This window comes from Usitatibacter rugosus (assembly GCF_013003965.1).
GTDB lineage: Bacteria > Pseudomonadota > Gammaproteobacteria > Burkholderiales > Usitatibacteraceae > Usitatibacter > Usitatibacter rugosus.
On the sequence record NZ_CP053069.1, the window covers coordinates 3,063,913 to 3,088,684 of the forward strand.

General features: G+C 68.0%; 21 protein-coding genes. 9 read left to right on the forward strand and 12 right to left on the reverse strand.

The features are described 5' to 3' along the window. Positions 1–3 precede the first annotated feature (3 nt). From msrB to DSM104443_RS14455, 4 genes are all read right to left on the reverse strand, one after another. Entirely contained in the window at positions 4–486 is a 483-nt protein-coding gene (gene msrB, locus DSM104443_RS14440; RefSeq protein WP_171093386.1) for a peptide-methionine (R)-S-oxide reductase MsrB, read from the reverse strand. Positions 487–591: 105 nt separating this feature from the next. After that, positions 592–2,040 carry a metalloprotease TldD gene (gene tldD / locus DSM104443_RS14445; protein ID WP_171093388.1) on the reverse strand — a complete coding sequence of 483 codons (1,449 nt, stop codon included), beginning with the start codon at positions 2,038–2,040 and terminating at the stop codon, positions 592–594. A gap of 145 nt (positions 2,041–2,185) precedes the next feature. After that, the gene (locus DSM104443_RS14450) at positions 2,186–2,992 is read right to left on the reverse strand and encodes a carbon-nitrogen hydrolase family protein (protein ID WP_246232968.1); all 807 of its coding nucleotides are present in this window, start codon (positions 2,990–2,992) and stop codon (positions 2,186–2,188) included. A gap of 62 nt (positions 2,993–3,054) precedes the next feature. Then, on the reverse strand, positions 3,055–6,942 hold the full coding sequence (locus DSM104443_RS14455) for a YhdP family protein (RefSeq protein WP_171093392.1): 3,888 nt from the start codon (positions 6,940–6,942) through the stop codon (positions 3,055–3,057). Between the two features lie 40 nt (positions 6,943–6,982). Between DSM104443_RS14455 and glnE the strand changes: the two genes are divergently transcribed. Beyond that, a complete protein-coding gene (gene glnE, locus DSM104443_RS14460) occupies positions 6,983–9,667 on the forward strand; it encodes a bifunctional [glutamate--ammonia ligase]-adenylyl-L-tyrosine phosphorylase/[glutamate--ammonia-ligase] adenylyltransferase (protein ID WP_171093394.1) in 2,685 nt (894 codons plus the stop codon). 173 nt (positions 9,668–9,840) lie between these two features. Here the strand turns inward: glnE and DSM104443_RS14465 are convergent, their stop codons facing one another. Continuing rightward, positions 9,841–11,088: an adenylate/guanylate cyclase domain-containing protein gene (locus DSM104443_RS14465; RefSeq protein ID WP_171093395.1), complete on the reverse strand. Its 1,248-nt coding sequence runs from the start codon at positions 11,086–11,088 to the stop codon at positions 9,841–9,843. A 233-nt stretch (positions 11,089–11,321) separates the two neighbouring features. Between DSM104443_RS14465 and DSM104443_RS14470 the strand changes: the two genes are divergently transcribed. The 7 genes from DSM104443_RS14470 to DSM104443_RS14500 all read left to right on the forward strand — a co-directional run bounded on the left by DSM104443_RS14470 (position 11,322) and on the right by DSM104443_RS14500 (position 15,940). Continuing rightward, on the forward strand, positions 11,322–12,242 hold the full coding sequence (locus DSM104443_RS14470; RefSeq protein ID WP_171093397.1) for a branched-chain amino acid transaminase: 921 nt from the start codon (positions 11,322–11,324) through the stop codon (positions 12,240–12,242). 2 nt (positions 12,243–12,244) lie between these two features. Further along, positions 12,245–12,448, forward strand: coding sequence for a zinc-finger domain-containing protein (locus DSM104443_RS14475; protein WP_171093399.1), 204 nt, complete (start codon positions 12,245–12,247; stop codon positions 12,446–12,448). 31 nt (positions 12,449–12,479) lie between these two features. Further along, a complete protein-coding gene (gene waaF / locus DSM104443_RS14480; RefSeq protein WP_171093401.1) occupies positions 12,480–13,475 on the forward strand; it encodes a lipopolysaccharide heptosyltransferase II in 996 nt (331 codons plus the stop codon). Positions 13,476–13,550: 75 nt separating this feature from the next. Further along, a complete protein-coding gene (locus DSM104443_RS14485) occupies positions 13,551–14,435 on the forward strand; it encodes a DUF1684 domain-containing protein (protein WP_171093403.1) in 885 nt (294 codons plus the stop codon). 54 nt (positions 14,436–14,489) lie between these two features. Further along, entirely contained in the window at positions 14,490–15,020 is a 531-nt protein-coding gene (locus tag DSM104443_RS14490; RefSeq protein WP_171093405.1) for a hypothetical protein, read from the forward strand. Between the two features lie 30 nt (positions 15,021–15,050). Further along, the gene (gene parS, locus DSM104443_RS14495; RefSeq protein ID WP_171093407.1) at positions 15,051–15,482 is read left to right on the forward strand and encodes a type II RES/Xre toxin-antitoxin system antitoxin; all 432 of its coding nucleotides are present in this window, start codon (positions 15,051–15,053) and stop codon (positions 15,480–15,482) included. After that, positions 15,482–15,940 (forward strand): RES family NAD+ phosphorylase, encoded by a 459-nt coding sequence (locus DSM104443_RS14500; RefSeq protein WP_171093410.1) that lies wholly within the window; start codon positions 15,482–15,484, stop codon positions 15,938–15,940. The genes parS and DSM104443_RS14500 overlap by 1 nt, the downstream gene beginning before the upstream one ends. Positions 15,941–16,032: 92 nt before the next feature. On the opposite strand, the gene DSM104443_RS14505 is transcribed toward DSM104443_RS14500, so the two are convergent. Genes DSM104443_RS14505 through DSM104443_RS14515 form a run of 3 tightly spaced genes read right to left on the reverse strand, consistent with a single transcriptional unit; the run spans position 16,033 to position 18,654 of the window. After that, a complete protein-coding gene (locus DSM104443_RS14505) occupies positions 16,033–16,926 on the reverse strand; it encodes an alpha/beta hydrolase (RefSeq protein WP_246232975.1) in 894 nt (297 codons plus the stop codon). 1 nt (position 16,927) lies between these two features. Continuing rightward, positions 16,928–17,893, reverse strand: coding sequence for a Bug family tripartite tricarboxylate transporter substrate binding protein (locus DSM104443_RS14510; protein WP_171093414.1), 966 nt, complete (start codon positions 17,891–17,893; stop codon positions 16,928–16,930). Continuing rightward, a complete protein-coding gene (locus DSM104443_RS14515) occupies positions 17,890–18,654 on the reverse strand; it encodes a hypothetical protein (RefSeq protein WP_171093416.1) in 765 nt (254 codons plus the stop codon). Before DSM104443_RS14515 ends, DSM104443_RS14510 begins: the two co-directional genes overlap by 4 nt. A gap of 133 nt (positions 18,655–18,787) precedes the next feature. On the opposite strand from DSM104443_RS14515, the gene DSM104443_RS14520 reads away from it, so the two are divergent. Then, positions 18,788–19,498 (forward strand): hypothetical protein, encoded by a 711-nt coding sequence (locus tag DSM104443_RS14520; RefSeq protein ID WP_171093419.1) that lies wholly within the window; start codon positions 18,788–18,790, stop codon positions 19,496–19,498. On the opposite strand, the gene DSM104443_RS14525 is transcribed toward DSM104443_RS14520, so the two are convergent. From DSM104443_RS14525 to DSM104443_RS14540, 4 genes are all read right to left on the reverse strand, one after another. Continuing rightward, the gene (locus DSM104443_RS14525; RefSeq protein WP_171093421.1) at positions 19,495–20,499 is read right to left on the reverse strand and encodes a GNAT family N-acetyltransferase; all 1,005 of its coding nucleotides are present in this window, start codon (positions 20,497–20,499) and stop codon (positions 19,495–19,497) included. The two genes, DSM104443_RS14520 and DSM104443_RS14525, sit on opposite strands and share 4 nt — an antisense overlap. A gap of 28 nt (positions 20,500–20,527) precedes the next feature. Continuing rightward, positions 20,528–21,505: an XdhC family protein gene (locus DSM104443_RS14530; RefSeq protein ID WP_171093423.1), complete on the reverse strand. Its 978-nt coding sequence runs from the start codon at positions 21,503–21,505 to the stop codon at positions 20,528–20,530. A 47-nt stretch (positions 21,506–21,552) separates the two neighbouring features. Beyond that, a complete protein-coding gene (locus DSM104443_RS14535; RefSeq protein ID WP_212756691.1) occupies positions 21,553–22,518 on the reverse strand; it encodes an alpha/beta hydrolase in 966 nt (321 codons plus the stop codon). Between the two features lie 94 nt (positions 22,519–22,612). Beyond that, positions 22,613–24,772 carry a xanthine dehydrogenase family protein molybdopterin-binding subunit gene (locus DSM104443_RS14540; protein ID WP_171093428.1) on the reverse strand — a complete coding sequence of 720 codons (2,160 nt, stop codon included), beginning with the start codon at positions 24,770–24,772 and terminating at the stop codon, positions 22,613–22,615.

Consider the following 24,772-nt stretch of genomic DNA (forward strand, 5'->3'; position numbering starts at 1 on the left):
GCGCTAGGCCGGCACGAACTTGAGGGCGACGCCGTTGTTGCAGTAGCGCTTGCCCGTGGGCTTGGGACCGTCGTCGAAGACGTGGCCCTGGTGGCCCTCGCAGCGCGCGCAGTGGTACTCGGTGCGCGGCAGGATCAGCTTGAAATCGGTCTTCGTCTCCATCCGCCCGGGGATGAAGTTGTAGAAGCTGGGCCAGCCGGTGCCGCTCTCGTACTTGGTCTCGGAGAGGAACAGCGGAAGATCGCAGCCCGCGCAGGCGAAGTAGCCCTTGCGCTTCTCCGCGTTGAGCGGGCTCGTGCCGGCGCGCTCGGTGCCTTCGTGCCGCAGCACCTGGTAGGCCTCGGGCGCGAGGCGCTTCTTCCATTCGGCGTCGGAAAGCACCAGCTTCTCGATCTTGATCGGATCGGTGGGATTCACGGCAGCCTCGGCGATGCGGTGGGCGGCGAAGAGGCCGGTCAGGGCGATGACGAATTGACGGCGTTGCATTCTGGCTCCTTGTTCTGGATTCCCGCTTTCGCGGGAATGACGGATACACGCGGGTTGTAGTGACATGACGCAGTTACTACGTCGGTCGCGCGATACCGGATTTTCTTACGCCGTTCCTCCGACCGTCAGGCCCTCGATACGCAACGTGGGCTGCCCCACGCCCACAGGCACCGACTGGCCTTCCTTCCCGCACATGCCGATGCCGGGGTCGAGCGCGAGGTCGTTGCCGATCAGCGCCACCTTCGTGAGCGCTTCCGGGCCGTTGCCGATCAGCGTCGCGCCCTTCACCGGGTACTGCATCTTGCCGTTCTCGACCCACCACGCCTCGGAGGCCGAGAACACGAACTTGCCGCTGGTGATGTCGACCTCGCCGCCGCCGAAGTTCACGCAGTAGATGCCGCGGTCGAGCGAGGCGAGGATTTCCGCCGGGTCCTTGTCGCCGGAGAGCATGTACGTGTTGGTCATGCGCGGCATGGGCAGGCTCGCGTACGACTCGCGCCGCCCGTTGCCCGTCGGCTCCACGCCCATGAGGCGCGCGTTGAGGCTGTCCTGCATGTAGCCGCGGAGGATGCCGTCCTCGATGAGGACGTTCCTGCCCGGCGTGTTGCCTTCGTCGTCGATGGAGAGCGAGCCGCGGCGGTCGGGCATGGTGCCGTCGTCGATGACGGTCACGCCCTTCGCGGCGACACGCTCGCCGATGCGGCCGCTGAAGGCCGACGTTCCCTTGCGGTTGAAGTCGCCCTCGAGGCCGTGGCCGATCGCCTCGTGCAGCAGGATGCCGGGCCAGCCGGGGCCGAGCACCACGCTCATCACGCCCGCGGGAGCCGGGCGCGCCTGCAGGTTCACGAGCGCCTGCTTGACCCCTTCCTCCGCGATGCCGCGCAGCACCTCGTCGGTGAAATATCCGTAGCCGAAGCGCCCGCCGCCGCCGGCATTGCCCTGCTCGCGCCGTCCTTCGTGCTCCACGATCACCGAGACCGAGATGTGCACCAGGGGGCGCACGTCGCCGGCCAGCGTGCCATCGGAGCGCGCGACCAGCACCACGTCGTATTCGCCGGAGAGGCGGCCGATCACCTGCTTCACGCGCGGATCCTGCGCGCGCGCCATGCGCTCCACCGTCTCCAGGATGCGGACCTTCTGCGCGTCGTCGAGGCTGGAGACCGGGTCGATCGGCGCGTAGAGGCCGCGGCCTTCGCGCACCTTCGGCGCCGCGACGGCTTGCGAGCCGCCCGCGGCGGCGATCGCGCGCGTGACTTTCGCGGCGGAATCGAGCGCCTCGGCGGTGATGTCGTCGGCGTAGGCGAAGGCCGTCTTCTCGCCGCTCACGACGCGCACACCCACGCCCTGGTCGATCGAGTAGCTGCCGTTCTTCACCTCGCCCTCTTCGAGCGTCCAGCCCTCGGAGCGGTTGTACTGGAAGTAGAGGTCCGCGTCGTCCGCCTTGTGGGCGAGGATGGTGCCGAACACGGATTGCAGCGACGACTCGTCGAGCCCGCTGGGGGCGAGGAGAGTCGCTTTCGCGATGTCGAGAGTGCTCGGTCCTGGCTTCGTCATGGCTTCCTTGAATACAAAGGCGCAACCGCAGATCCCCGCCGATAACACAAGCCGATCTCCGCGGATGAAATCTTGCAGTACAGTTCGCCTGCTCTATCGGCGGCCATCTGCGAGAAATCGGCGGGGATCGGCGGTTGCATTTGCCTTACCAACTCCTCACCGTCTTGTGCGTCAACGCGGGCAGGGAACGACGGATCTTGGCTTGATAGGTGGGGTTCACTCCGGCAACCACAACCCCGGAACCCCGGGGCAGCCTGTCCAGCACGACGCCCCACGGATCCACGATCATCGTGTGGCCATGCGTCTCGCGCCCGTTCACGTGGTAGCCGCCCTGCGCGGGGGCGATCACGTAGGCGAGGTTCTCGATGGCGCGCGCTCGCACCAGCGTGTCCCAGTGCGCCTTGCCCGTCGTTTCCGTGAAGGCCGAGGGGACGAGGATCAAATCGACCTCGCCCATGGCCCGGTAGAGCTCCGGGAACCGCAGGTCGTAGCACACCGAAACGCCGATCCGTCCATAGGGAGACTCCACCGTGACGACTCGGTTCCCCGGCTGGATGGTTCGTTCCTCGGTATAGCGTTCCTGGCCCATGTCGAAGCCGAAGAGGTGGATCTTGTCGTAGCGGGCGACGCGCTTTCCGTCCTGGTCGTAGATCAGGCAGGAATTGTTGACCTTGGTGGTCGAGCCGCAGTCCAGCGGAACGGAGCCGCCGACGAGCCAGATCTGGTGGCGCTTCGCCTCGGCCGACAGGAACGACTGGATCGGGCCTTCGCCGTCCTTCTCGCGGGCGTCCACCTTGTCCGTGTCCTTCATGCCCATGATGCCGAAGTACTCCGGCAGGGCCACGATGCGCGCCCCGGAGGCGGCGGCGAGCTCGATCAGGCGCGCGGCCTCCTGCAGGTTGGCGGCCACGTTCGGTCCCGAGGCCATTTGGATCGCGGCCACGCGGAACATCGACTGCGTGATGTTGAAGGTCTCGCGAAGCGCTTCGGGCGTCGTCGAGTTCTTGGTGATGATCATGGAGTGGGCGTCGGGCTCGGTGCGGCCGCGGCGGCCTTCGGGGGCGGGGCCGATACGCGCGTCACGGAAGGATTATCCCACGAGCCCGTCACCTGGTACTCGTAGGCGACGACCTTGCCGAGCGGATTCTGCAGTAGCTTCGAGACGACCAGCGTGCTCAAGCCCAGCACCGGGGTGCCGATCAGCGTGGCGGCGAGCGCCACGCTCTCGCCGACCTCCGGCACCACGCGCAGCGTCAGCCTCTGCGTCTCCTGCGGCAGCGACACCTCGCCCGACATGCTCACGAAGGCCGCGGGGCCGTTGATCTCGAGGTCGTCGGTGAGCAGGATGCCGCGCGCCAGGCGCACGTTCGAGGTGATGCTCCCGAAGGCGAAGCCCTCGGCGAAGACGTCCTTGAAGTCGAACGTGACGCGCCGCGGGATCGACTGCAGCGAGAGGAGCCCCAGGAGCTTGCCTGCGCCCGGCTCGATCTTGGCGAACTGGCCGTCGCGCGCGTCCAGCCGGAAGTTGCCCGAGAGCTTGCCGACCTCGAAGTCGTAGGGGAAGCCCGGCCAGGCGAGCTTGCCCTCGAGCGTGGCGCGGCCGCCCTTCACGTAGTCGCCGTAGCCGAACTGCGCGAAGAGCGCGTTCAGGTTCCCCGCGTCCACCTTGAGGTCGAGCGTGGTGATCGAGCCGTTGCCGGTCGGACGCCACGCGCCCGTGGAGTGGAACTTCGATTGCCCGTTGGTGATGTCGAGCTTCTCGATGCGCCATTCGTCGCCGGCGTGCACGGCCTTCAGCTCGAGGCGGCCCATCGGCGTGCTCTTGAACTCGAAGCGCTCGGCGACGATGTCGAGCGCCGGCAGCTCCGCGGCGCCGTCCTGCGGGGCTTGCGGTGGCGCGCTCGCGCCTTCGGGTCGCTCCGTGGGGCGCAGCAGGAAGCGGTCGAGGCGTGCGGCCACGCGCCCCTTGCCGGCGGGATTCCATGAAATGTCGCCCGAGATCTGCGGACCCTCGAGGTGCCCCTTCCACTCGGTGCCGGTCCGCTCGAGGCTCACCGCCAGGTCGCGGAACTGGCGCTGGGTGAACACGACCTCGCGCAGGCGAAGGTCGAAGCCGCGCAGGGCCGGCCCGGTATCCACCGCGGCTGGCGACTGCGGCCCCTTCGCCGCGAAGACGGCGAGCCATGCATCGACGTCGAGGCGCGGCAGGTCTCCGTAGAGCCAGATGCCGTCCTTCATCGGCGGCGTGTCGACCGTCGTGCCGAAGAGCAACGCGGCCTGCCAGTGCTCCGCGCCCGGAGCCCCGCGCGTCGCGAAACGCCCGCGCGCCGCGTCTCCCAGCGAGGCCGAGGTGAATTCCTCGCGCGTGCCCATGCGCTGGATGGTGATGGCGAGCGGCTTCACATCGTCGGGCGTCTTGGCGAACGGCGCGGGCAGCGTCGAGGCGAGGCCCTTCAGGTCCGATTCGAGCGCGAGGTCGGTGCCCTCGGCCGTGGAATTCACGCGGGCTTTCCAGTCGATCGTGCCGTCCAGGCGCGCGGCGATCGGTTCCGGCACGAAGGCCCCCATCACGTTCGAGGCGATGCGCCCTTCGAGGGTCGTCAGGACGCCGTCGGGCTGCGAGGCGATGCGCAGCATCGTGGGCTGGCCGAACATCGTGCCGGTGAGCTCGGGCGCGCGCACGCCTCGCTCCGTGAACAGGAGCTTGCCCTTGATGCCCGACATCGTGAGCGACTTGCCGACGGTCGCGGTGGCGCCGGCGAACTGGAAGTCGCCCGCGACGCGCGCCGGCTCCGTGCCGTAGAGCGGATAGGTGAGCTTGAGTCCCAGGCGCGCGGGGCCTTCGACCTGCACCGCCTTCGTGAACGCGCCGGGACCGTTCACGAGCGGGCTCTCGCGCAGGAAGCGCACGGTGTCGGCGCCGGCCGTATCGATCTGCGTGGTGAACACGACGACCGGCGGCTGCGCGCCGAAGTCGTCGATCGCAACCGTGGTGTCCTTCATGCGCGAGGCGAAGATCGACGCCGAGCTCGAGCGGATCTCCATGTGCTGGCCTTCGAAGTGCAGCGCCGCATCGATGCCCGTCACCTCGGGCCAGTCCGGGTGGTACTTGAGGCGGCCGTCGGCGAGCTGCGCCTCCACGAGGAAGCGGCCCTCCTTGTTGTCGCGGAACGGGAAGTGCCACAGGTCGCCATTCACCTCGAAGGTGGCGCGCTTCACCTCGCCGCCCTGGATCGCGTTGTCGAGCCACTTCTGCGTCACCGCGAAGCGCGCGGGAAAGTAGTTCGCGATGGCTTTCGCGTTGGCGCGGGAGAGCGTCCCCTTCATCTCGAGGTGCCCGGGCGAGCGCACGCTCGAGCCGGGGATCGAGCGCCACACGGCCTTCGCGCGGCCCTCGGTATCCGGGTTGGCGAAATGGAAATCGCCGACCGTCACTTCGAGCTTCGCGCCCTCGCGCTTCCAGCTCGCGTCGGCATCGAGTGCCTCGAACGTGAGCGGAGCCCGGAAGAACGAAGCGATCTCGAGCGTGGCGTTCCTGGATGCGAGCCGCAGCGTGCCGCCTCTCTCGTTGCCATCGACCACGCCGGAGAGGCCGCTCGCACCGGGATGGCCATCGGCCGCGGCGATCGCGAGATTCTCGAAGCGGCCGCGCAGCTCGAAGGACGTGGCCTGGGCCGGCGTGGCGCCTGTCCAGATGAACGCCGCCTTGGTGATCACGCCACGCGGCGCGTACTGCGCGATGCCGGTCTTCACGTCCTTGGGGATCGGGAAGTAGTCGACGAGCGTGGCGGCGATGCGAAGGTCGATCCCGTCGGCGTGGACTTCGCCGCGCGGAGTCTCGCCCTTCGCCGCGCGCTTCAGGAATGAAAAAGCGGCCGGCTTCGCGTCGAGGCCGGAGGCGGTGCGAAAGCGCAGGTTCTCCGTGCCGAGATAGAAACCGCCCGGCTCGTAGCGATACATGACGCGCCCCGAGACGTGCGCAAGGTCGATCTGCGGCACGTCGGCAGCGAGCTGGCCCCGGACGTCTCGCAGCGTCACGTCCGCGGTGATCTCGCGCACGCCTTCGGCCGCGATGTCCGCCCACACACGCACGCTGCCGAAGCCACTGCGCATCGTCTCGGGCACGGGGACGTGTGTGCGGAGCGCCGCGAGGTCGGCGTCGGTTCCCTCGCCATAGAGACGGCCCGTGGCCATCCAGTGATCGCCCTGGCGCTCGATGTGGAGCTCGCCCCTCGCGTCGATGGCTCGCGCGAGGTGGGCGGGCGGCGTCGCGGTGAGCGCGACCAGGTGGCGCTTGCCCTTGCGGCGCACGGCGATCTCCACGTTGGAGAGCTTCACCTCCGGAGCGCCCATCTTCTCGTCGCGCCAGAGGAGCGTCGCGTTGTGGATCTGCAGGTTGGGCTGCTCGAGCAGCCAGCGCGAGAACTGGCCGTCGCCGGGGCCCGCCTGCGTGAGGGGCTTGTCGGCAAGGTAGATGAGCCCGTCGGTGCCGCGGCGCAGGACCAGCTCCGGCCGCTCGAAGGCGATGTCGTGGAAGCGCACCTCGCCCAGCAGCAGCGCCCACCACGAGAGCGTCACCTGCGCGCGGTCGAACGCGAGCGCGGCCCGGCCCTTGCGGTCGTTGAGCGCGAAGCCCTCCATCGAGAGGCGTGGGCGCAAGCCTTCCCACCCACCTTCGAGGCGGCGCACGTCCACGGCCATGCCGGAAGCGGACTCGATCGAGGCGATCAGCTGGGGACGCCAGCTTTCGACGTTGGGGAGCGTCACGTACCGCAGCCAGAGGACGCCGGCTGCGAAAACGACCACGAGCAGGAGGCCCGCACCCGCGAGAGCGCGGTAGCAAAAGCGGGTGAAGTTCTGGATGCTGGGGCCTCGGAAGCGCGGGGGTGGCGGGATTTTCACGGTATTGTACGGCTCCCGCTCGCCGGAATCGCGCAATTCAATGCCCGCATCCCCCGCCGCGCTGCCCCTCGCCGCGGCCCTGGAACGCACCCGCCGCCTCTCCCGCTACTGCGACCGCCTCCTGACCGCCCGGCCGGAGCTCGAGGCCGTCGTCGAAAGGCATGTCGCGGAGTCCTATTCCCGGGCCGAGATGGAGGCCGCCCTCGCGCTCGACATCGCTCCGGCCAGCGCGCTTCGCCGCCTTCGCCAGGAGGTCATGCTCGTCCTGGCCCACCGCGACCTGAACGGCCTCGCGTCGCTGGACGAGGTGCTCGCGACGATGAGCGCGCTCGCCGACACGACGATCGCCTACGCGGCTGCGGAAGCGCACCGCGCCACCGTGGCCGTGCACGGCGAGCCCGTCGATGCAACGGGATGCCCGATGCGGCTCATCGTCGCCGGCCTGGGCAAGTTGGGCGGCGGTGAGCTGAACGTGTCCTCGGACGTGGACCTGATCTTCCTCTACGCCGAGGAAGGCGAGACGCCGGGCCCGCGCAGCGTCTCGTACCACGAGTTCTTCGCCGCGGCCGGCAAGCGGCTGATCGCATTGCTCGCGGAAGTCACGGACGAGGGCCAGGTGTTCCGCGTCGACATGCGGCTGCGCCCCTATGGCGATTCGGGGCCGCTGGTCACGTCGCTCGCGTCGCTCGAGGCGTACTTCGTCGGGCAGGCGCGGCCGTGGGAGCGCTATGCGTGGCTGAAGGCGCGCGTGATCTCCGGGGAAAGCGAAGCGCTCGCCGCCCTCGTGCGCCCGTTCGTCTACCGGCGCTACCTCGACTACGGCATGTTGGAGTCCCTGCGCGACCTGCACGGTCGCATCTCGGAAGCGGCGGCGCAGCGCGGCAAGTCGAACGACATCAAGGTCGGCGCGGGCGGCATTCGCGAATCGGAATTCGCCGTGCAGCTCCAGCAGATGGTTCGCGGCGGCCGCGAGCTCTCGCTGCAGACGACCTCGACGCGGGAGGCTCTCGCGCGCCTCATCGCCCTGGGCCTGCTCGATACCGCGCGCGGTACCGCGCTCGGTACCGCGTATGCGTACCTGCGCAAGCTCGAGCACCGGCTGCAGTACTACGACGACCAGCAGACGCAGGCCCTGCCCGAGGCGCCGGAGCACCAGGCGGCGATTGCCGAGTCGATGGACCAGCCCGATTTCGAGGCGCTGCGGGCCGAGCTCGACACCCATCGCGCGCGCATCCAGGAGACGTTCACGTCGCTCTTCGAGCGGCCCGTCGAATCGGGCGCCGCGGTCCGGCTCGGCGCTCGCCTGAACGATCCGCAAGGGACCCCCGATGCCGAGGGCCTGGCCGAGGAGCTGGGCCATGCGGGCATCGATTCACCCGCGGCGCTCGCCGCGCGGCTGCTGGAGTTCACGCGCGCTCGGCGCTACCAGGGACTCTCCGCCGCGTGCCGCACGCGTGTCGAGGCGCTGCTGCCGAAGATCGTGGCCGCCGCCGCGCGCGAGCCGGAATCCTCGGCCACCGCGATCCGGTTGCTCGAGCTGATCGAGGCCATCGACCGGCGCGAGGCCTATCTCGCGTTGCTGGTCGAGTTTCCGCAGGTGCTCGCCCGTGCGGCGCATCTCATGGCGCGCAGCCGCTGGGCCGCCCGCCTGCTCGCGCGCCATCCGATCCTGCTGGACGAGCTCACGCGCAGCGCCGCGAGCTTCACCGCCACCGACTGGAAGGCCGAGCGCAAGTGGCTCCACGACGCGATCGCCCAGGCCGCGGGCGACACGGAGCGCATCCTCGATCTGCTGCGCCACTTCAAGCAACGACACGTGCTGCGCCTCACCATCGCCGACCTCGAAGGGGAGCTGCCGGTGATGGCGCTCTCGGACGAGCTCTCCGCGCTCGCCGACCTCGTGCTCGACGCGACGCTCGCGGAGGCGTCCGCGAGCCTCGGCTTCGCGCGCGGGGGCCTGCCGGGCTTCATCGTGGTGGGCTACGGCAAGCTGGGCGGCAAGGAGCTTGGCTACGGCTCGGACCTGGACATCGTGTTCCTCTACGACGAATCGCGCGCCGAGGACGCGGAGAAGCTCGCCCGCATCGCGCAGCGCGTGAACGCGTGGCTCACGGCGCTCACACCCGCGGGCGTGCTCTACGAAGTCGATCTTCGCCTGCGGCCCGACGGCGCCAAGGGCCTCTTCGTGAGCTCGCTGCCCGCATTCCGCGACTACCAGCTGCATCGCGCGTGGACCTGGGAGCACCAGGCGCTCACGCGCACGCGCTTTTCCGCCGGCGATCCCGCGCTCGGCAAGCGCTTCGAGGCGCTTCGCGACGAACTGCTCGCCATTCCCCGCGACCGATCGAAGCTGCTCGCCGACATCGTCTCGATGCGCGCCAAGATGCGCGACGAGCACCGCAAGTCCCACGAGCTGAAGCACGTGCCCGGCGGCATCGTCGACCTCGAATTCGGGGTGCAAGCGATCGTCCTGCTGCACGGCCCGGCACACCCGAAGCTGCGCGAGGACAAAGGCAACCACCAGTTGCTGCGCTGGGCGGGAGAGCTCGGGCTGATCGACGCGGCCGTCGCGAACGCGGCGGCGGAGGCCTACCTCGCGCTACGCCGTCGAACCCACGCCGCGGCGCTCAACGACGAGGAAAAAGTAATCGTGCAGGACGGCGAGTTGAAGGTCGAACGCGAAGCCGTTGAGGAGCTCTGGCGAGCTGTATTCGGGACCCCTTGAACCACGGAGGCACGGAGACACGGAGGGCCACGGAGGAATACTTGAATGAACGGGAAGTAGTGCGATCGTCGTGATGCACGGTGGCCGCAACTGCAAGTTCAAGATTTCCTCCGTGGCCCTCCGTGTCTCCGTGCCTCCGTGGTTCAAGGGGCACTTCCAGCGGAGCGTTGCGGCTACTGCCGCCCCATCAGGTGGAAGACCTGCATGCGGCCCTTCCCCTTGATCTCGACCTCGTGCGCCTCGTCGAAGCGGAAGCGGTTGTGGAGCCGCCGGTACGTCATGAGGTCCACCTGGATCGCGCCCGAGTAGGCGTCGGCGGCCATGCGGAAGGCGACGTTCACCGTGTCGCCCCACATGTCGTAGATGAACTTGCGCTTGCCGATCACGCCGGCGACCACGGGCCCGGTGCCGATGCCGACGCGGATCTCGATCCGCTCGCCGGTGCGCTCGCGGTATTCGCGGACCTTGTCCTGCATCTCGAGCGCCATGGAGCCCACGGCATCCGCGTAGTGGATGTTGGCGCCGGCATCGAGGCCCGCGCAGGCCATGTACGCGTCGCCGATGGTCTTGATCTTCTCGACGCGGTGCTTGTCGGCGATCTCGTCGAACATCGAGAACACGTCGTTCAGGATCTTCACCGTCTCGACCGGCGAGAGCTCCTCGGTCATGCGCGTGAAGCCGACGATGTCCGCGAACATCACGGTGACGTCCGCGTGGCCCTGCGCGATGTTCATCTCGTTTCGCTTCAGGCGCTCGGCGATCGCGGGCGGCAGGATGTTCAGCAGCAGCTTCTCGCTGCGGTCCTTCTCGAGCTTCAACTCGGCATGCTGGGCATCGACCTGGGCTCGCAACTTCTGCTTCTCGGAAGCGAAGTACCAGAGCAGCGAGTAGATCATCACCGAGATGGCGGCGAAGTTGAGCACGAAGAACACCGCCACCGTGGCCATGTCGACGCGCGTCGGCACGTTGCCGGCCAACAGGAAGTCGAACACGCCCGCCATCACCGTCATGAAGAGCCAGGCGAAGAACCACGGCACGGACTGGCGCGTGCCGAGCACGGTAACCGCGCCCACCGGCGCCATCAGGCCCCAGAGGCTCACGCCCGAGGAGCTCACGAAGTTGCCGATGGCCCATTGCATCGCGAAGGGCGCGAAGAGGATCAGGCCCAGCTGCACGAACGCGAAGAGCATGAGCTTGCGCGTGCGCCAGTAGAGCAGCACCGTGGCGGCCGACAGGCCCTGGAAGATGAGGGGAATCGCGGTGGAGTACTGGTGGCCGAGGCTCCAGTAGACGGCGAGCCAGAGCGCGGCCGCGCACATCATGAAGCCCGAGGTCAGCATCAGCATGTCGCCCGAGAGCTTCTCTTCCGGCGTCATCGGCGACGCGGAAAGATTGGCGCCGGCTGGGTTCGCCGCGCTCATCGGGGCAAGGGGTGCGTGCGAAACGGGTTCCTGGTGCATTCGAGGCTCAGAAGCCGTTTTCTTATGTGACTCTTTGTGTGCGATCGATTATGGCACACAACCCAAGGGCGACGACCCCTGTCCTACAGTAACGACGCAGTAACGTCCCACGCGGCTTTGGGCCCCCGAAGGCGACCCCGCCTCCCGGACCGTGTAAAATTTGGGGCTCACCAAGGCAATCGGAGCAGAAGAACATGTCGATGGCAGACCGCGACGGCCAGATCTGGTACGACGGAAAATTGGTCCCCTGGCGCGACGCGACCACCCACGTCCTCACGCACTCGCTGCACTACGGCCTCGCCGTTTTCGAAGGCGTTCGCGCCTACAAGACGGAGATCGGCACCGCCATCTTCCGGCTGGAGGAGCACACCAAGCGCCTCTTCAACTCGGCCAAGATCTACCTGATGGACATCCCGTTCACGCAGCAGCAGCTCATGGATGCCCAGCGCGAGGTCGTCCGCGTGAACAAGCTGGAGAGCTGCTACCTGCGCCCGCTCGCGTTCTACGGCTCCGAGAAGATGGGCGTTTCGCCGATCGGCGCCAAGGTGCACGTCGCCATCGCCGCCTGGCCCTGGGGCGCCTACCTCGGCGAGGAAGGCCTCACGAAGGGCATCCGCGTGAAGACCTCCTCGCACGCCCGCCACCACGTGAACGTCACGATGGCGCGCGCGAAGGTCTCCTCCACGTACGCCAACTCGATCCTCGCCAACCTCGAAGCCACGCAGCATGGCTACGACGAGGGCTTGCTGCTGGATACCGACGGCTTCGTCGCCGAAGGCGCGGGCGAGAACATCTACATCGTGAAGGACGGGAAGATCTTCACGCCCGAGCTCACCACGGCGCTGGACGGCATCACGTGGCGCTCGGTGCAGGCGCTCGCCTCCGACCTGGGCATCCCGGTCGAGAAGACGCGCCTCACGCGGGACGACATCTACATCTGCGACGAGGCCTTCTTCACCGGCACCGCCGCGGAAGTGACCCCCATCCGCGAGCTGGACCGCCGCGTGATCGGCAGCGGCTCGCGCGGCCCCGTCACCGAGAAGATCCAGAAGGCGTTCTTCGACGTCGTGAACGGCCGCAACCCGAAGTACCACCACTGGCTCGCCAAGGTGTGACGATGGCCCTGCCCACCGAGCTGAACCAGAAGTTCGTGGAGATCCAGCCCTCGGATCTCCCGCTGCATTGCCCGCTGGCCTCGCAGAAGCTGTGGAACACGCATCCGCGCGTGTTCATGCCGATCGAGAAGACCGGCGAATCGCGCTGCCCGTACTGCGGCACGCTGTACAAGCTGGCCGGCGGTGCACGCTCTGGCGGGCACTGAGCCGGCCAGTCCCCGAGGCGTCGGGGATCCAGTGCGCATCCTCGTCGTCGCGCCGGCCTGGGTCGGGGATGCGGTGATGTCGCATCCCCTCCTCGTCCGCCTGAAGGAGCGCGATCCCGCCGCGCGCATCGATGTCCTCGGCCCCGCGTGGGCCGTCCCCGTGTTTCGCCGCATGCCGCAAGTGTCGGAGACGCTCATGCTGCCCTTCGGCCATGGGGACTTGCAACTCGGCGAGCGCCGCCGCTTCGCGAAGACGCTGCCCAAGTACGACCAGGCGATCGTCCTGCCCAACAGCTTCAAGTCGGCGCTGGTGCCGTGGCACGCGGGCATTCCGCTTCGCACCGGCTATTCGGGCGAGATGCGCATCGGCCTGCTCAACGACCGCCGTCCCCTCGATGAGCATGCGGTGCCGCTGATGGTGGAGCGCTTCGCCGCGCTCGCGCAGCCGAAGGGCGAGGCCTTGCGCCAGCCGCTGCCCGAGCCGCGCCTCATCGTCGATGCCGTCGCACGCGACGCGACGCTCGCGAAGTTCGGCCTCTCGCTCGATCGGCCCGTGGTCGCGTTCGCTCCCGGCGCGGAATACGGCCCCGCGAAACGCTGGCCCGCCGCGCACTTCGCCACGCTCGCCACGGAGCTCGCCGATCGCGGCTTCCAGGTGTGGCTGTTCGGCTCGGGCAAGGACCAGGAGATCACCGCGCAGATCGTCGCCGGCACGAAGGCCGCATGCGTCGACCTCGCGGGCCGCACCTCGCTCGACGAGGCGATCGACCTGATGTCGTGCGCCTCGCAGGTGGTGAGCAACGACTCGGGCCTCATGCACATCGCCGCGGCGCTCGACCGGCCGATGGCGGCCCTCTTCGGCTCCTCCAGCCCCGGCTTCACGCCGCCGCTCTCCGCGAAGGCCCGCGTGATCTCGCTGCACCTCGACTGCAGCCCCTGCTTCAAGCGAGTCTGCCCGCTGGGCCACACCAACTGCCTGGTACAGATGGAGCCCACCCGGGTCCTCGCCGCTTTGGACGTAAAATGAATGGGGTCAGACTCCATTGAACTTGATGTTTCTGCCCCCAATGGAGTCTGACCCCATTCATTTCCGGAGTTCGTCATGAAGCACGCCGCCATCCTGCTCGCCGCCCTCTTCGCCGCCAACGCCGTCGCGGCGGATCCGGAGCATGTGAAGACCGTGGAAGCGTGGCGGACCAAGGTCGAGAAGAGCCTGCGCGCCGACAACGGCTGGCTGACACTCGCCGGGCGCTACGTGATGAAGCCCGGCCCCAACACCTTCGGCACGGGTGACAAGAACGACATCGTGTTTCCCGCCGGCCTCGGTCCCGAGAAGATGGGCGTGATCAACGTCGAGCCCGGCGCCGTGATGGTGAAGCTCGAGCCCGGTGTCGTGATGACCAAGGACGGGATGGAATACACCGAGCGCCGCATGAGCACCACCGGCGAGACGCGCGACTGGGTGGCCATGGGGCGCATCGCGATGCACGTGATCGAGCGCGAGGGCCGCTACATCCTTCGCCTCGCCGACAACCAGAGCAAGGTGCGCTCCGGCTTCGAGGGCCGCGTCTGGTATCCGGTGAACGATGCCTACTGGGTCGACGCGAAGTTCGTCCCGTACAAGGCGGGCAAGACCGTGCCGATCGTCAACGTCCTGGACGAAGTGTCCGACGAGCCCTCGCCCGGCTACGTGGAGTTCAAGGTCGGCGGCAAGGTGCAGAAGCTCGACGTGGTCGGCGACGACGACGGCCTCTTCATGATCTTCCGCGACGACACGGCCGGGAAATCGACCTACAAGCCGGGCCGCTTCCTGTACGTCGAGAAGAAGCCCGAGCCCAACAAGACCTTCAAGCTGGACCTCAATCGCGCCTATAACCCGCCGTGCGCGTTCAGCGAATACACGACCTGCCCGCTGCCCCCCGAGCAGAACATCCTCAAGGTGAAGGTCGAAGCGGGCGAGAAATACCCGCCGCGCCGGGCCAGCTAGCCCCTCGATGCCGTCCTTCGCGGAACGGCATCGAATCCCGCCTGTCCCACTCGCATGAACGCCGCCGCGCGCATGCTGGTTTTCGTCCTGGGATACGCCGCCTGCGCGATCGCCGCAGGCCCTTCGCCTGCTCCCACCTGGCCGCCCTCGCCGGAGGTCCGCTCGCGCATGACCGAGCTGCAGCTGGTGATCTCGGACCCGAAGGCCACTCTCGACGCCCGCGACACCGCGCGCGCCGAATTGAAGCGCCTGCTGGGGAGTCCCGCTGCCGCCAAGCCGGCGTCCGAAGCCGAGGAGGCCCCGAGAAGGGCCCGCACGCCGCTCGCGGTCGCGCCTCCGATGCCCTCGCCGGCGCCGCCATCGACCGGCGCCTCGGTGACCGGAGCGCCCCGGGAATCGGACCCGCCGGTGGCCCACGTCGTCCCGGCACCGCGTGCGATTCCGCCCTTCATCGACCCGCAGACCGGCCGGACGCTCGTTCCCAGCGGACAGGTCGCGATCGATCCGGCTACCGGGCGCGCGCTGCCGCAGGTGCCGGGCGGCTACGTCGACCCGGCCACCGGCCGCGCCATCCGTCCCCGCTGAGCCGCCATTTGGCGTAAACTGGAACGCCAAATGGCCCACGCCCTCAGTCATGTCCTCGGCGGTCCCGAGACCTTCGGCTCCCGCGCCCCGCGCAGCGCCTCCGACTGGCATGGCCTCATCCAGTCCGGCGTCCCCTCCCGCGCCGCCTTCCTGCTGAAGGACCACCTGGGCCTGCGCAACGACGAGCTCGCGAAATTGCTCGGTCTCTCCGCGCGCTCGCTCACGCGCCTGTCGGCCTCGCGCACGCTGGACCCCGTCACCGGCGACAGGCTCTATCGCCTCGCCCGCATCTACGCCCTCGCATCGGACGTGCTGGAAGACGAAGCGGCGGCCGTCCGGTGGCTGCGCTCGCCGCAGCGCGCGCTGGGCGAAGTGAAGCCGCTCGACCTCGCGGCCACCGACGCGGGCGCCCGCGAAGTCGAGCAGCTGCTCGGCCGCCTGGAGCACGGCGTCTTCACCTGATGCGCGGGTTCCGGCTCGTGAAGGCCCGCCACGCGCTCGAGGCCTTCACCGGCACCGGCGCGCGCCACTACGGCGGCCGCTGGAACCGCCCCGGCACTCCGATGGTGTACGCCGCCGAATCGCTGGCCCTCGCCGCCCTCGAAACCGTCGTGCATTTCTCCGGCGAGGAGCGCGGCATCGGCTTCCTCACCTACGAGCTGGAGGTGCCCGACGAATGCGTGAGGACACTCCAGCCCCGGGAGTTGCCGCGCGATTGGCGTTCGTCGGTCACGCCGACGTCCACGCAGGAAGTCGGCAGCCTCTGGCAGCGCGGCGGCACGAGCGTGGCGCTTCGCGTGCCTTCGGTCCTGGTGCCCGGCGAATCGTGCGTGCTCCTCAACCCCGAGCACCCCGACACCCGCCGCGTCACCCTCTTCTACCCGACGCCCTTCACCTTCGACGACCGGCTCTGGAAATGACGGATGAATAAAGGGGTCAGACCACTTTATTCGAGATCAGGACGCGAGAATAAAGTGGTCTGACCCCTTTATTCAGACCCCATTTATTTTCTTCACGCCTTGTACGCTGGGTCGGGCTGCGTGAACCAGGAATGGAGGATGTGGTAGACCAGCATGTAGTTCTTCTGCTGGAAGCTCGCATGCGAGATGCCGGACATCACGGTGAACTGCTTGTCCGGATTGGGGAGCTTGTCGAAGAACTTCATGAGGTCCTCGAAGCCCGCGATGCCGTCGAACTGGCCGCGCATCACGATCGTGGGCACCGTGATCTTCTCCGGGTCGACGATGGGCAGCTTCGAGCACATGTCGATGTAGGTGCCGTTGGGCATCGAGTCGTCGAGCGACAGGATGGCATCGGCAAAGGCATCCACCACGCGCTTCTCGGCGCAATCCGGATGGTCGCGCTCGAAGATGGAATACACGAACGCGCGGTCGATGGGCCGGCGCTTCGACGCGAGGAACTGCGGCAGCTTCTTGCGGCGCTGCTCGAGCGTGGGGCTGCCCTCGCCCGTCCAGACGAACGCATCGAGCGCCAGGCGGGCCACGCGGTCCGGATGGTTCTGCGCGAAGAGCGCGGCACGCAGCGCCCCCGAGGAGATCCCGTACACGAGGAACGATTGGATCCCCCGCGTCTTCAGGATGTAGTCCGTCGCGGCGGCGAGGTCATCCGCGCCATTGGGAATATCGCAGGTGATGTCGCGCTTCTTGTCGGAGCGGCCGTAGCCTTCCATGTCCACCGACCAGCACGTGAAGCCGTGCTCGGCGAACCAGTCCATCACCGAGGAGTGCGGACGACCGGGCACGGTGAGATCGAACGTCGGCTGCGAGGCCATCGACGATCCGTGCACGAACAGCGCCGCGGGCTTGCCCTCCGGCGAGCCCACGTATTTTTCCCACATGAAGAGGCGAACGTCGCCCTTCGTCGTCCAGTGTTCCTTGCCGATCACGTCACTCAACTTTCGCTCCCGTTTCCTTGATGATCCTTGCCCAGCGATCGCGCTCCTCGCGGAAGTACGCGTCGAACTGCGCCGGCGTGCTGTCGGGGTACCCCTCGAGCGCATTGGCGGCCATGTATGCCTTCACCTCCGGGCTCGCGAGGGCCGCGGCCGTTTCGCGGCGGAGCTTCTCCAGCACCGGCGCGGGCGTCGCCTTCGGTGCCAGCAGCCCCGACCACACATAGGCCTCGAACCCGGGCACGCCGGCCTCGATGAATGTCGGCACATCGGGCAGCACGGGCGAGCGCTTCGAGCCCGTGACCGCGAGCGCGCGCAGCTTGCCGGACTTCACGTGCTGCACCATCGCCGCCAGGCCGGGCATCGAGATCGGCACCATGCCGCCCAGGAGATCCGTGGTGGCCTGCCCGCTGCCCTTGTACGGCACGTGCGTGAGCTGGATCCCGGCCATCGAGGCGAATTGCGCCATGAAGAGGTGCTGGCCGCTGCCGTTGCCCGAGGACGCGTAATGGATCTCGCCGGGCTTGGCCTTCGCCATCGCGATCAGCTCCGCCACGTTCTTCGCGGGAAACGACGGGTGGACCACGAGCACGCCCGGCTCGCGCGCGATGAGCGAGATCGGCACGAAGTCGTCGATGGGCTGGAAGTTGAGCTTCGAGTAGAGCGTGGCGCTGATGGCGTTGGTCTGCGACGCGAGCAGCAGCGTGTAGCCGTCGGCCGGTGCCTTCGCGACCGCCTCCGATCCGATGGTGGCGCCCGCGCCCGGCCGGTTCTCGACCACCACGCCCTGGTTCAGGCGCTTCGAAAGCTCGTTGGCCACGACGCGCGTGGGGCCATCGACCGCGCCGCCCGGCGAGAACGGCACGATGATCTTGATCGGGCGCGTGGGAAAGTCCTGCGCCACGGCAAATCCCGCGACGCACAGGGCGACTCCCAGCAGTCCTGCACGAAACGCATTCAAGCGGTTACCTCCTCGGGCCAGCATTGGGTCTTCTCCTCCGGACTGCTCATCATCTCGATCGCGCGCTCGGCCGGGAACAGACGGCGCTCCAGGATCACGCCCCACGTTTCCTCCGCTCCGCCCGCCTCGGTTGGCACGACGAAGGGCGCGGCGCGCAGCGAAGTATGCAGGTGGAATTCATCCGAACCCAGCGGGCCCACGGTTCGCAGGCAAACGCGCCGGATCTCGGTCCATGCGATCGCCTGGGTCCACGGCGCGTTGCCGGGCGGCCACGCGCGGAGGTGGATTCCGGAAGCATCGTGTTCCACCGTGAGCCAGTGCGCCATGCGGGCCGCGGCATCCGGCAGGGGCTTCCGCGGGCCGTCGAAATTCGGCCACACCCGGCGAAACCAGACGTCGGCGATGTGCTGCTGTTCCGCATAGAGCTCGGCGTTCATGCAATCGATGTAACGCGCGCGATTCTCCAGCGGCTTGAAGAGCGCGCTCGTCACGCTGAGGACGACTCCCGCCACGGTGAGAAAGAAAGCGAAGCCTGGCCCGTCACTCAGGACGTACAAGGCGAACCACGCCACGATGACGGCGACGAGCGCCATCAGTACGAGTGCGCCAATCATGTTGGACGCGGCGAGCGCACGGTAGGCGACCAGGTCCGCGGGCGTGGCGATGACCGGATGGGCGCGTAGGAATCGCCGCAGCCGCCACGCGCCCCAAGCGACGATGCTCACGTAGAGGCCAAGAGAAAGGGCAAGGGTCGGGATCACCGCCCGAACTATCCCGGAGCCCCGCGCCGCTGGCAAACGCGGAGCGGTAACAAGGCCTCCGACGCGCTAAGATGGACCCGCCACCCGCCTCCGGGGGCAGCGCAGTTTTTGCAACCCGCACAAGGAGTTAGGGATGAATCGGCGCGCGCCACGGCGCACCGCGCGGTGCGAGGACCTGGGCCTCACGAAGGGCGAATACGGCCGCCTGGCGAAGCTCGACACGCCCCAGAAGATCCAGCGCTTCCTCAACGCGACGCCCAGCAACCACGAGCTGGACGGCGAGACGCTCTACTCCGTGCGCGAGGTCCTGAAGAACAAGCGCGCGCATTGCATGGAAGGCGCCTTCCTCGCCGCGGCCGCGCTGTGGATCCATGGCGAGAAGCCGCTGATGGTCCACCTCGACTGCGACCTCTCCGACTACCCGCACGCGATCGTGGTGTTCCGCCGCGGACGCTGCTGGGGCGCGATCTCCAAGACCAACGGGGCGCCGCTGCGATTCCGCGACCCGATCTACCGCTCCATCCGCGAGCTCGCCATGTCGTACTTCCACGAGTACTTCGACAAGCGCGGCCGCAAGACCCTGCGCAGCTACTCGATCGCGTACGACATGCGGCGCTTCGACCCGGGGCACTGGGTCACGAATGGCAAGGATTGCTGGGAAGTCCACGACAAGCTCGCGGCCCTGCGCCACTTCCCGCTGGTGACGAAGCGCCAGGAGCGCCTCCTCATGCGGCGCGATACGTTCGAGCGACAAATCAGCAAGCTCGTGCAGTACCCGAGGCCGGAGAAGTTGCCGGAGAAGTTGCCCGCGAAGGGCTCGGCCAGGAAGCTGAAGAAGCCCTAGCGCCGGAACTCGAGCTGTGGGCGCACGCGTGCGTCGTCGCCTTCGATGGGCGCGGCCACTTCCCCGACGCGCTTCGCGCCGCACGCCACGTAGAACGCTTCCGCATTCGGGTCGGCATCCACCGTCACGAGGTGCGCGCCGTTCTCCCAGGCCGTGGCCAGCGCGTGGCGCATCAGCGAGCTGCCGATGCCCTGGCCCATGAAGTCCGGATCGACCCACAGGTCGTCGAGCGTCCACGCGCCCTCGCCGGGTTCGATCACGTAGAACGCGACCATTGCGTCTCGCACCGTCGCCACGTAGCCGTACCGGGACGAGAGCGACTCCGGATCGACATGCAGTGCGCCGCGCCACGCGTCCATCGTGGCCGCGCCGTAGCCCCAATGCGCCTTCGAGCGCAGGGCCAGGGCACTCATCGCGTCCGCATCGGCCTTCGTCGCGCGGCGAAGCTCCGCGGGCGAGAGATCCGCCGGCCGGTCGATGTCGTAGAGCACGCCGCGATCGGCCGTGGCCACCGTCGACAGCACGCCGCGATAGCGCTCGAGGACCGTTCGCGCCCCGCCCTCGCCGGTGAGTGCCAGCAGCTCGTCGAGAAGCGCGCTGGAAAATCCCACGGGATGCCCGCGCTCGCCCGTGGGAAGCATCGGCGCCACGACCTTCGCCCCGGATGCGAGCTTGGCCGCGATGGTGCGCGATACGTCCGCGGGAATGCGCGGCATGTCGGCCAGCGCGAGGACCCAGCCCGATGCATCGCGAGATGCCGCGACGCCGGCCGCGATGCTGGCGCCCAGGCCTTCGCGGGATCGCTCCGTCACCAGCACCTCGCATCCGGCCTCGCGCAGCATGGAAGCGATGGCATCGTCGCCTTCGCGCACCACCGCGAGCGCGTTGCCCACGCCCGCGACGAGATTACGCGCGCTCACCGCGCCGACGGTCGAGCCGAGATAGGGATGCAGCAGCTTGGCGGAACCGAAGCGCGTGGCCGCACCGCCCGCGAGGAGCAACCCGCGAATCCTGCGCGATGAAGGCACGTCAGGCGCTGCGGCGCTTGTCGCTCGCGACGACGCGTTCCAGCGCGATGTTGTTGCGCGCCGCGACGAGGTCCGCGAGGATCGCCACCGCGATCTCCGGAGGAGTGCGCGAGCCGATGGTGAGGCCCACGGGGCCGCGAAGGCGCGCGATCTGCCCCGCGGAGAGGTCGAAATCGGCGAGGCGCTTGCGCCGCTCCGCACTCGTCTGCTTCGAGCCCACGGCACCGACGTAGAACGCTTCGCTCTTCAGCGCCTCGAGCAGCGCCATGTCGTCGAGCTTGGGATCGTGCGAGACGGTGAGGATGATCGAATGCCCGTCCGGACGGAAGGCGAGCACGGCATCGTCCGGCATGCCCGCGACCCAGTGCGTGCCCTCGACACGCCAGGCGCCGCGGTACTCCTCGCGCGGGTCGCACACGGAGACGCTGAAGTCGAGCGTCTCGGCGATCTGCGCCAGGTACACGGCGATCTCCGAGGCTCCGATGATGAGCATCCGCCAGCGCGGGCCGTGGACGCTCGTGAAGCGCGATTCACCACGCACGCATTCATCGGTGGGCTGCGCATCGGCGAAGCTCCACGCCCCCGACGCGAGATCCACGCTCCGCGCCACGATGCGGCCGGCAAGAATGCGATCGAGCAACGCGCGAATGTCCGCGGGTGCCACGTCCGCTTCGATGATCACCTCGAGCTGCCCGCCGCACGGCAGGCCGAAGCGGCGAGCCTCTTCCGCGGTGATGCCGTACGACGCGAAGGCCGGCTTGCGGCCCGTGTACTCGTTGCGGCGCGACACGAGGTCATCCTCGATGCAGCCGCCGGAGACTGAACCCACGAGGATGCCGTCCTCGCGAATGGCAAGCAGCGAGCCGGGCGGACGCGGGCTGGCTCCAAACGTCTGGGCCACCGTCACCAGCCAAACGCGCTTCCCGGAAGTCTTCCACTCCAGAGCGCGTTCGAGAACGTCGAGATCTAGGGATTGCATGGAGGAATGGTACTAGAGGAAATAAATGGGGTCAGACCCCAATTATTTCAGAAGGAGAACAGCTCCTTCATCGCGGCCTTGTATTGATCGAAGGCGACCGAGGAGAGGTTGTGGTGCGATCCACCCTCGACCTTGATGAACCTCTTCGGCGAGGTGGTGGCTTCGAAGAGCTTCTCTCCCATCTCGAACGGAACGATCTGGTCGCGGGTCCCGTGCGTGATGAGAACCGGCGCCTTCACGGATGCGATCTTCGAGAGCGTGTCGAAGCGTTGCGTGAGGATGAGGTCGACGGGCAGGTAGCTCCAGCTCGTGGAGGCGATCATGTCCTTGATCGAGGTGAACGTGGCCTCGAGCACCAGGCCGTTGACGTCGGTGCGATCGCGCGCGAGGTCCACGGCGATGGCACCACCCAGCGAGTGGCCGACGATCACGCGCGGGCGTCCCGGGGCCAGCTTCGCGAGCTCATCCCACGCGGCGGCGGCGTCCTCCGTGGCCATCTGCTCCGTGGGCGATGCGGGCGAGCTCTTGCCGAAGCCGCGGTAGTCGATCGCGAGGACGGAGAAGCCGAGCTTCTGCCAGCGTTCGATGCGCGGAGCGCTGCCGGAGAGGTTCCAGCGCGCGCCGTGGAGGTAAAGAAGCGCCGGAGCGTTCTTGTCGGCAGCCGGAAGCCACCAGGCGTGCAGCTTCTCGCCGTTCTGGCCGACGGAAATCCACTTCTCTTCGAAGGCCCAGGTGCCCTGGGCGTAGCCGCGCCAGTCTTGCGTGGCGGGCCGGAATATCAGCTCGCCCTGTTTCTCGGCGAGGTAGGCGCACCCGCCGGCGATGACGACGGCGACGCCCAGCAGCAGCCTGCGCAGGAACCTGCTCAGTGCTGCGTAATGACGGGCAGGTGCGGCGATTTCACCAGGGGATCCGTGTCCACCAGGACGTAGACCGCCAGGCCGATGATCAACGCTGCCGCGATCGCTTCGAACGCGGGGTTCGAGACGATCCTGAAAATAGTCTTCTGCCAATTTTGTCCCAACATGCCGGGTGCTCCCTTCTGCGTAGGACAGCGCCCGACAAGGCTGGTTCACGGGCACATCCGGCTTGTCCCTCATGCAACTTCTAGGCCCACTTCATGTTGGCGAGCGGAAGCACGCGCGCGCGCTTGCCCGTAAGCGCAGCTAACGCATTCGCGACGGCCGGTCCGATGGGCGGCGTACCCGGTTCGCCAACCCCCGAGACCTTCGTTCCCCCGGGCACCGTGAAGACCGACACCTGGGGCATGTCGCTCAGGCGCAGGACGCGATAGTCGTGGAAGTTGGATTGCTGCACGCCGCCGTCCTTCAGCGTGAGCTCGCTGTAGAGCACCGCGCCGAGGCCGTAGGCGATCGCGCTTTGCACCTGCGCCTCCACCGTCATGGGATTCACGACCGGCCCGCAGTCGATCGCGGCCGTCACGCGATGCACCTTGGGCGCACCGTTCTCGAGCGATACCTCGGCCACCTGCGCGCAGATGGTGCCGAAGGACTCGACGATCGCGACACCGCGAGCGCGCCCCGCGGGCAACGGCGAGCCCCAGCCGGCCTTCTCGGCGGCGAGGTCGAGGACCTTCACGAAGCGCGGATCCTTGGCGAGCAGCTTGCGGCGGAATGCGACCGGGTCCTGCTTCGAAGCGGCGGCGATCTCGTCGATGAGCGTTTCCATCACGAAGCCGGTGTGCGTGTGGCCTACCGAGCGCCACCAGAGCGGCGGCACCGGGAGACCGACGCTGCGCAGCGTGACGGCGAGGTTGGGAATGTCGTACTTCGTATCGGGCACGCCCTCGACCGAGGTGCCGTCGACGCCGTCCTTCACCGCGAACGCCTCGAACGGCGTGCCCGTGAGGATGGATTGGCCGACGACCACGTGGTTCCAGCCGACGATGTTGCCCTGCGCATCGAGGCCGATGTCGGCCCGGTGCACGTACATCGGCCGGTAGTAGCCGCCGCGGATGTCGTCTTCGCGCGACCACACGAGCTTCACCGGCACCTGCGCGCCCTTCGCGATCTCGCACGCGTCGATGATCCAGTCGGAGTTCGGGTTCGCGCGCCGGCCGAAGCCGCCGCCCGCGGTGAGCGTGTTCACCTTCACCTGCTCGGGCTTGAAGCCGAACACTTTCGCGGCCGCGGCCTGGTCGACCCCGGGCATCTGCGTGCCCGCCCAGATCTCGGCGCCATCCGCACGCAGCTCCACCGTGCAGTTGAGCGGCTCCATCGCCGCATGCGCGAGGAACGGGAATTCGTATTCGGCGCTGATCGTGCGGACCGCGCCCTTGATCGCTTCGGGGTTGTCGGCTTTCTTCGCGACGGCGCCGCCCGGCTTGCCCGCGAGATCGCGATAGTCCGCGCGCAGCCTCTCGGTGGAGAGCGTGGACGCGGTCCTGGGAATGTCCCATTCCACCTCGAGCACGTCGCGTCCCGATTTCGCCGCCCAGTAGCCCTTGCCCACGACGGCGACGCCGCTGGCGATCTCGATCACGTGCGTCACGCCCGAGACGGCCTTCACTTTGTCCACGTTGAAGGACTTCACCTGCGCGCCGAACACCGGCGGATGCATCACCACGGCCGTGTGCAGGTTCGGGCGCTTCACGTCGATGCCGAAGACCGCCTTGCCGTCCACCTTGTCGGGAGCGTCGAGGCGGCGCGTGGGCTTGCCGATGAGCTTCCAGTCCTTGGGGTCCTTCAGCTTCACGTCCTGCGGGATCGGCAGCTTCATCGCCGCGTCGGCGAGCGAGCCGAAGCTCGCCTTCTTGCCGCCGGGGCCGGTCACGAACCCCTTGTCGGCCTTCAGCTCCTCGGGCTTCAGCTTCCACTGCGTAGCGGCCGCCTGGATGAGCATCGTGCGGGCCTGCGCGCCGACGAGCCGAAGCTGGTCGAACGAGTTGGCCACCGACGAGGAGCCGCCGGTGCCCTGCATGCCGCCCCAGAAGATGTTGCCGTACACCGGATCGGCGGGTGCCAACTCCGCCTTCACCTTGGTCCAGTCGCACTCGAGCTCCTCGCAGATCAGCATCGGGAGGCTCGTCTGCACGCCCTGGCCGAACTCGAGGTGCTTCACGATCACGGTGACGGTGTTGTCCTTGCCGATGCGCAGGAACGCGTTCGGCGGATAGACCATCTTCGGAGCCTGCGCATACGCACGGCCGCCCATCGGCAGGTAGAAGGCGATCACCAGCGCGCCCGAAAGCGCCCCGGAGGACTGCAGGAATTTGCGGCGCGAGGCGTTCTTCACGGAAGTCGTCAT

Excerpts from the sequence above, each read along its gene's own strand:
- msrB (WP_171093386.1), bottom strand. The coding sequence starts at position 486 with ATGCAACGCCGTCAATTCGTCATCGCCCTGACCGGCCTCTTCGCCGCC.
- tldD (WP_171093388.1), bottom strand. The coding sequence starts at position 2,040 with ATGACGAAGCCAGGACCGAGCACTCTCGACATCGCGAAAGCGACTCTC.
- DSM104443_RS14450 (WP_246232968.1), bottom strand. The coding sequence starts at position 2,992 with ATGTTCCGCGTGGCCGCGATCCAAATGGCCTCGGGACCGAACGTGGCC.
- glnE (WP_171093394.1), top strand. The coding sequence starts at position 6,983 with ATGCCCGCATCCCCCGCCGCGCTGCCCCTCGCCGCGGCCCTGGAACGC.
- DSM104443_RS14465 (WP_171093395.1), bottom strand. The coding sequence starts at position 11,088 with ATGAGCGCGGCGAACCCAGCCGGCGCCAATCTTTCCGCGTCGCCGATG.
- DSM104443_RS14470 (WP_171093397.1), top strand. The coding sequence starts at position 11,322 with ATGTCGATGGCAGACCGCGACGGCCAGATCTGGTACGACGGAAAATTG.
- DSM104443_RS14475 (WP_171093399.1), top strand. The coding sequence starts at position 12,245 with ATGGCCCTGCCCACCGAGCTGAACCAGAAGTTCGTGGAGATCCAGCCC.
- DSM104443_RS14485 (WP_171093403.1), top strand. The coding sequence starts at position 13,551 with ATGAAGCACGCCGCCATCCTGCTCGCCGCCCTCTTCGCCGCCAACGCC.
- DSM104443_RS14490 (WP_171093405.1), top strand. The coding sequence starts at position 14,490 with ATGAACGCCGCCGCGCGCATGCTGGTTTTCGTCCTGGGATACGCCGCC.
- parS (WP_171093407.1), top strand. The coding sequence starts at position 15,051 with ATGGCCCACGCCCTCAGTCATGTCCTCGGCGGTCCCGAGACCTTCGGC.
- DSM104443_RS14500 (WP_171093410.1), top strand. The coding sequence starts at position 15,482 with ATGCGCGGGTTCCGGCTCGTGAAGGCCCGCCACGCGCTCGAGGCCTTC.
- DSM104443_RS14520 (WP_171093419.1), top strand. The coding sequence starts at position 18,788 with ATGAATCGGCGCGCGCCACGGCGCACCGCGCGGTGCGAGGACCTGGGC.
- DSM104443_RS14530 (WP_171093423.1), bottom strand. The coding sequence starts at position 21,505 with ATGCAATCCCTAGATCTCGACGTTCTCGAACGCGCTCTGGAGTGGAAG.
- DSM104443_RS14540 (WP_171093428.1), bottom strand. The coding sequence starts at position 24,772 with ATGACGACTTCCGTGAAGAACGCCTCGCGCCGCAAATTCCTGCAGTCC.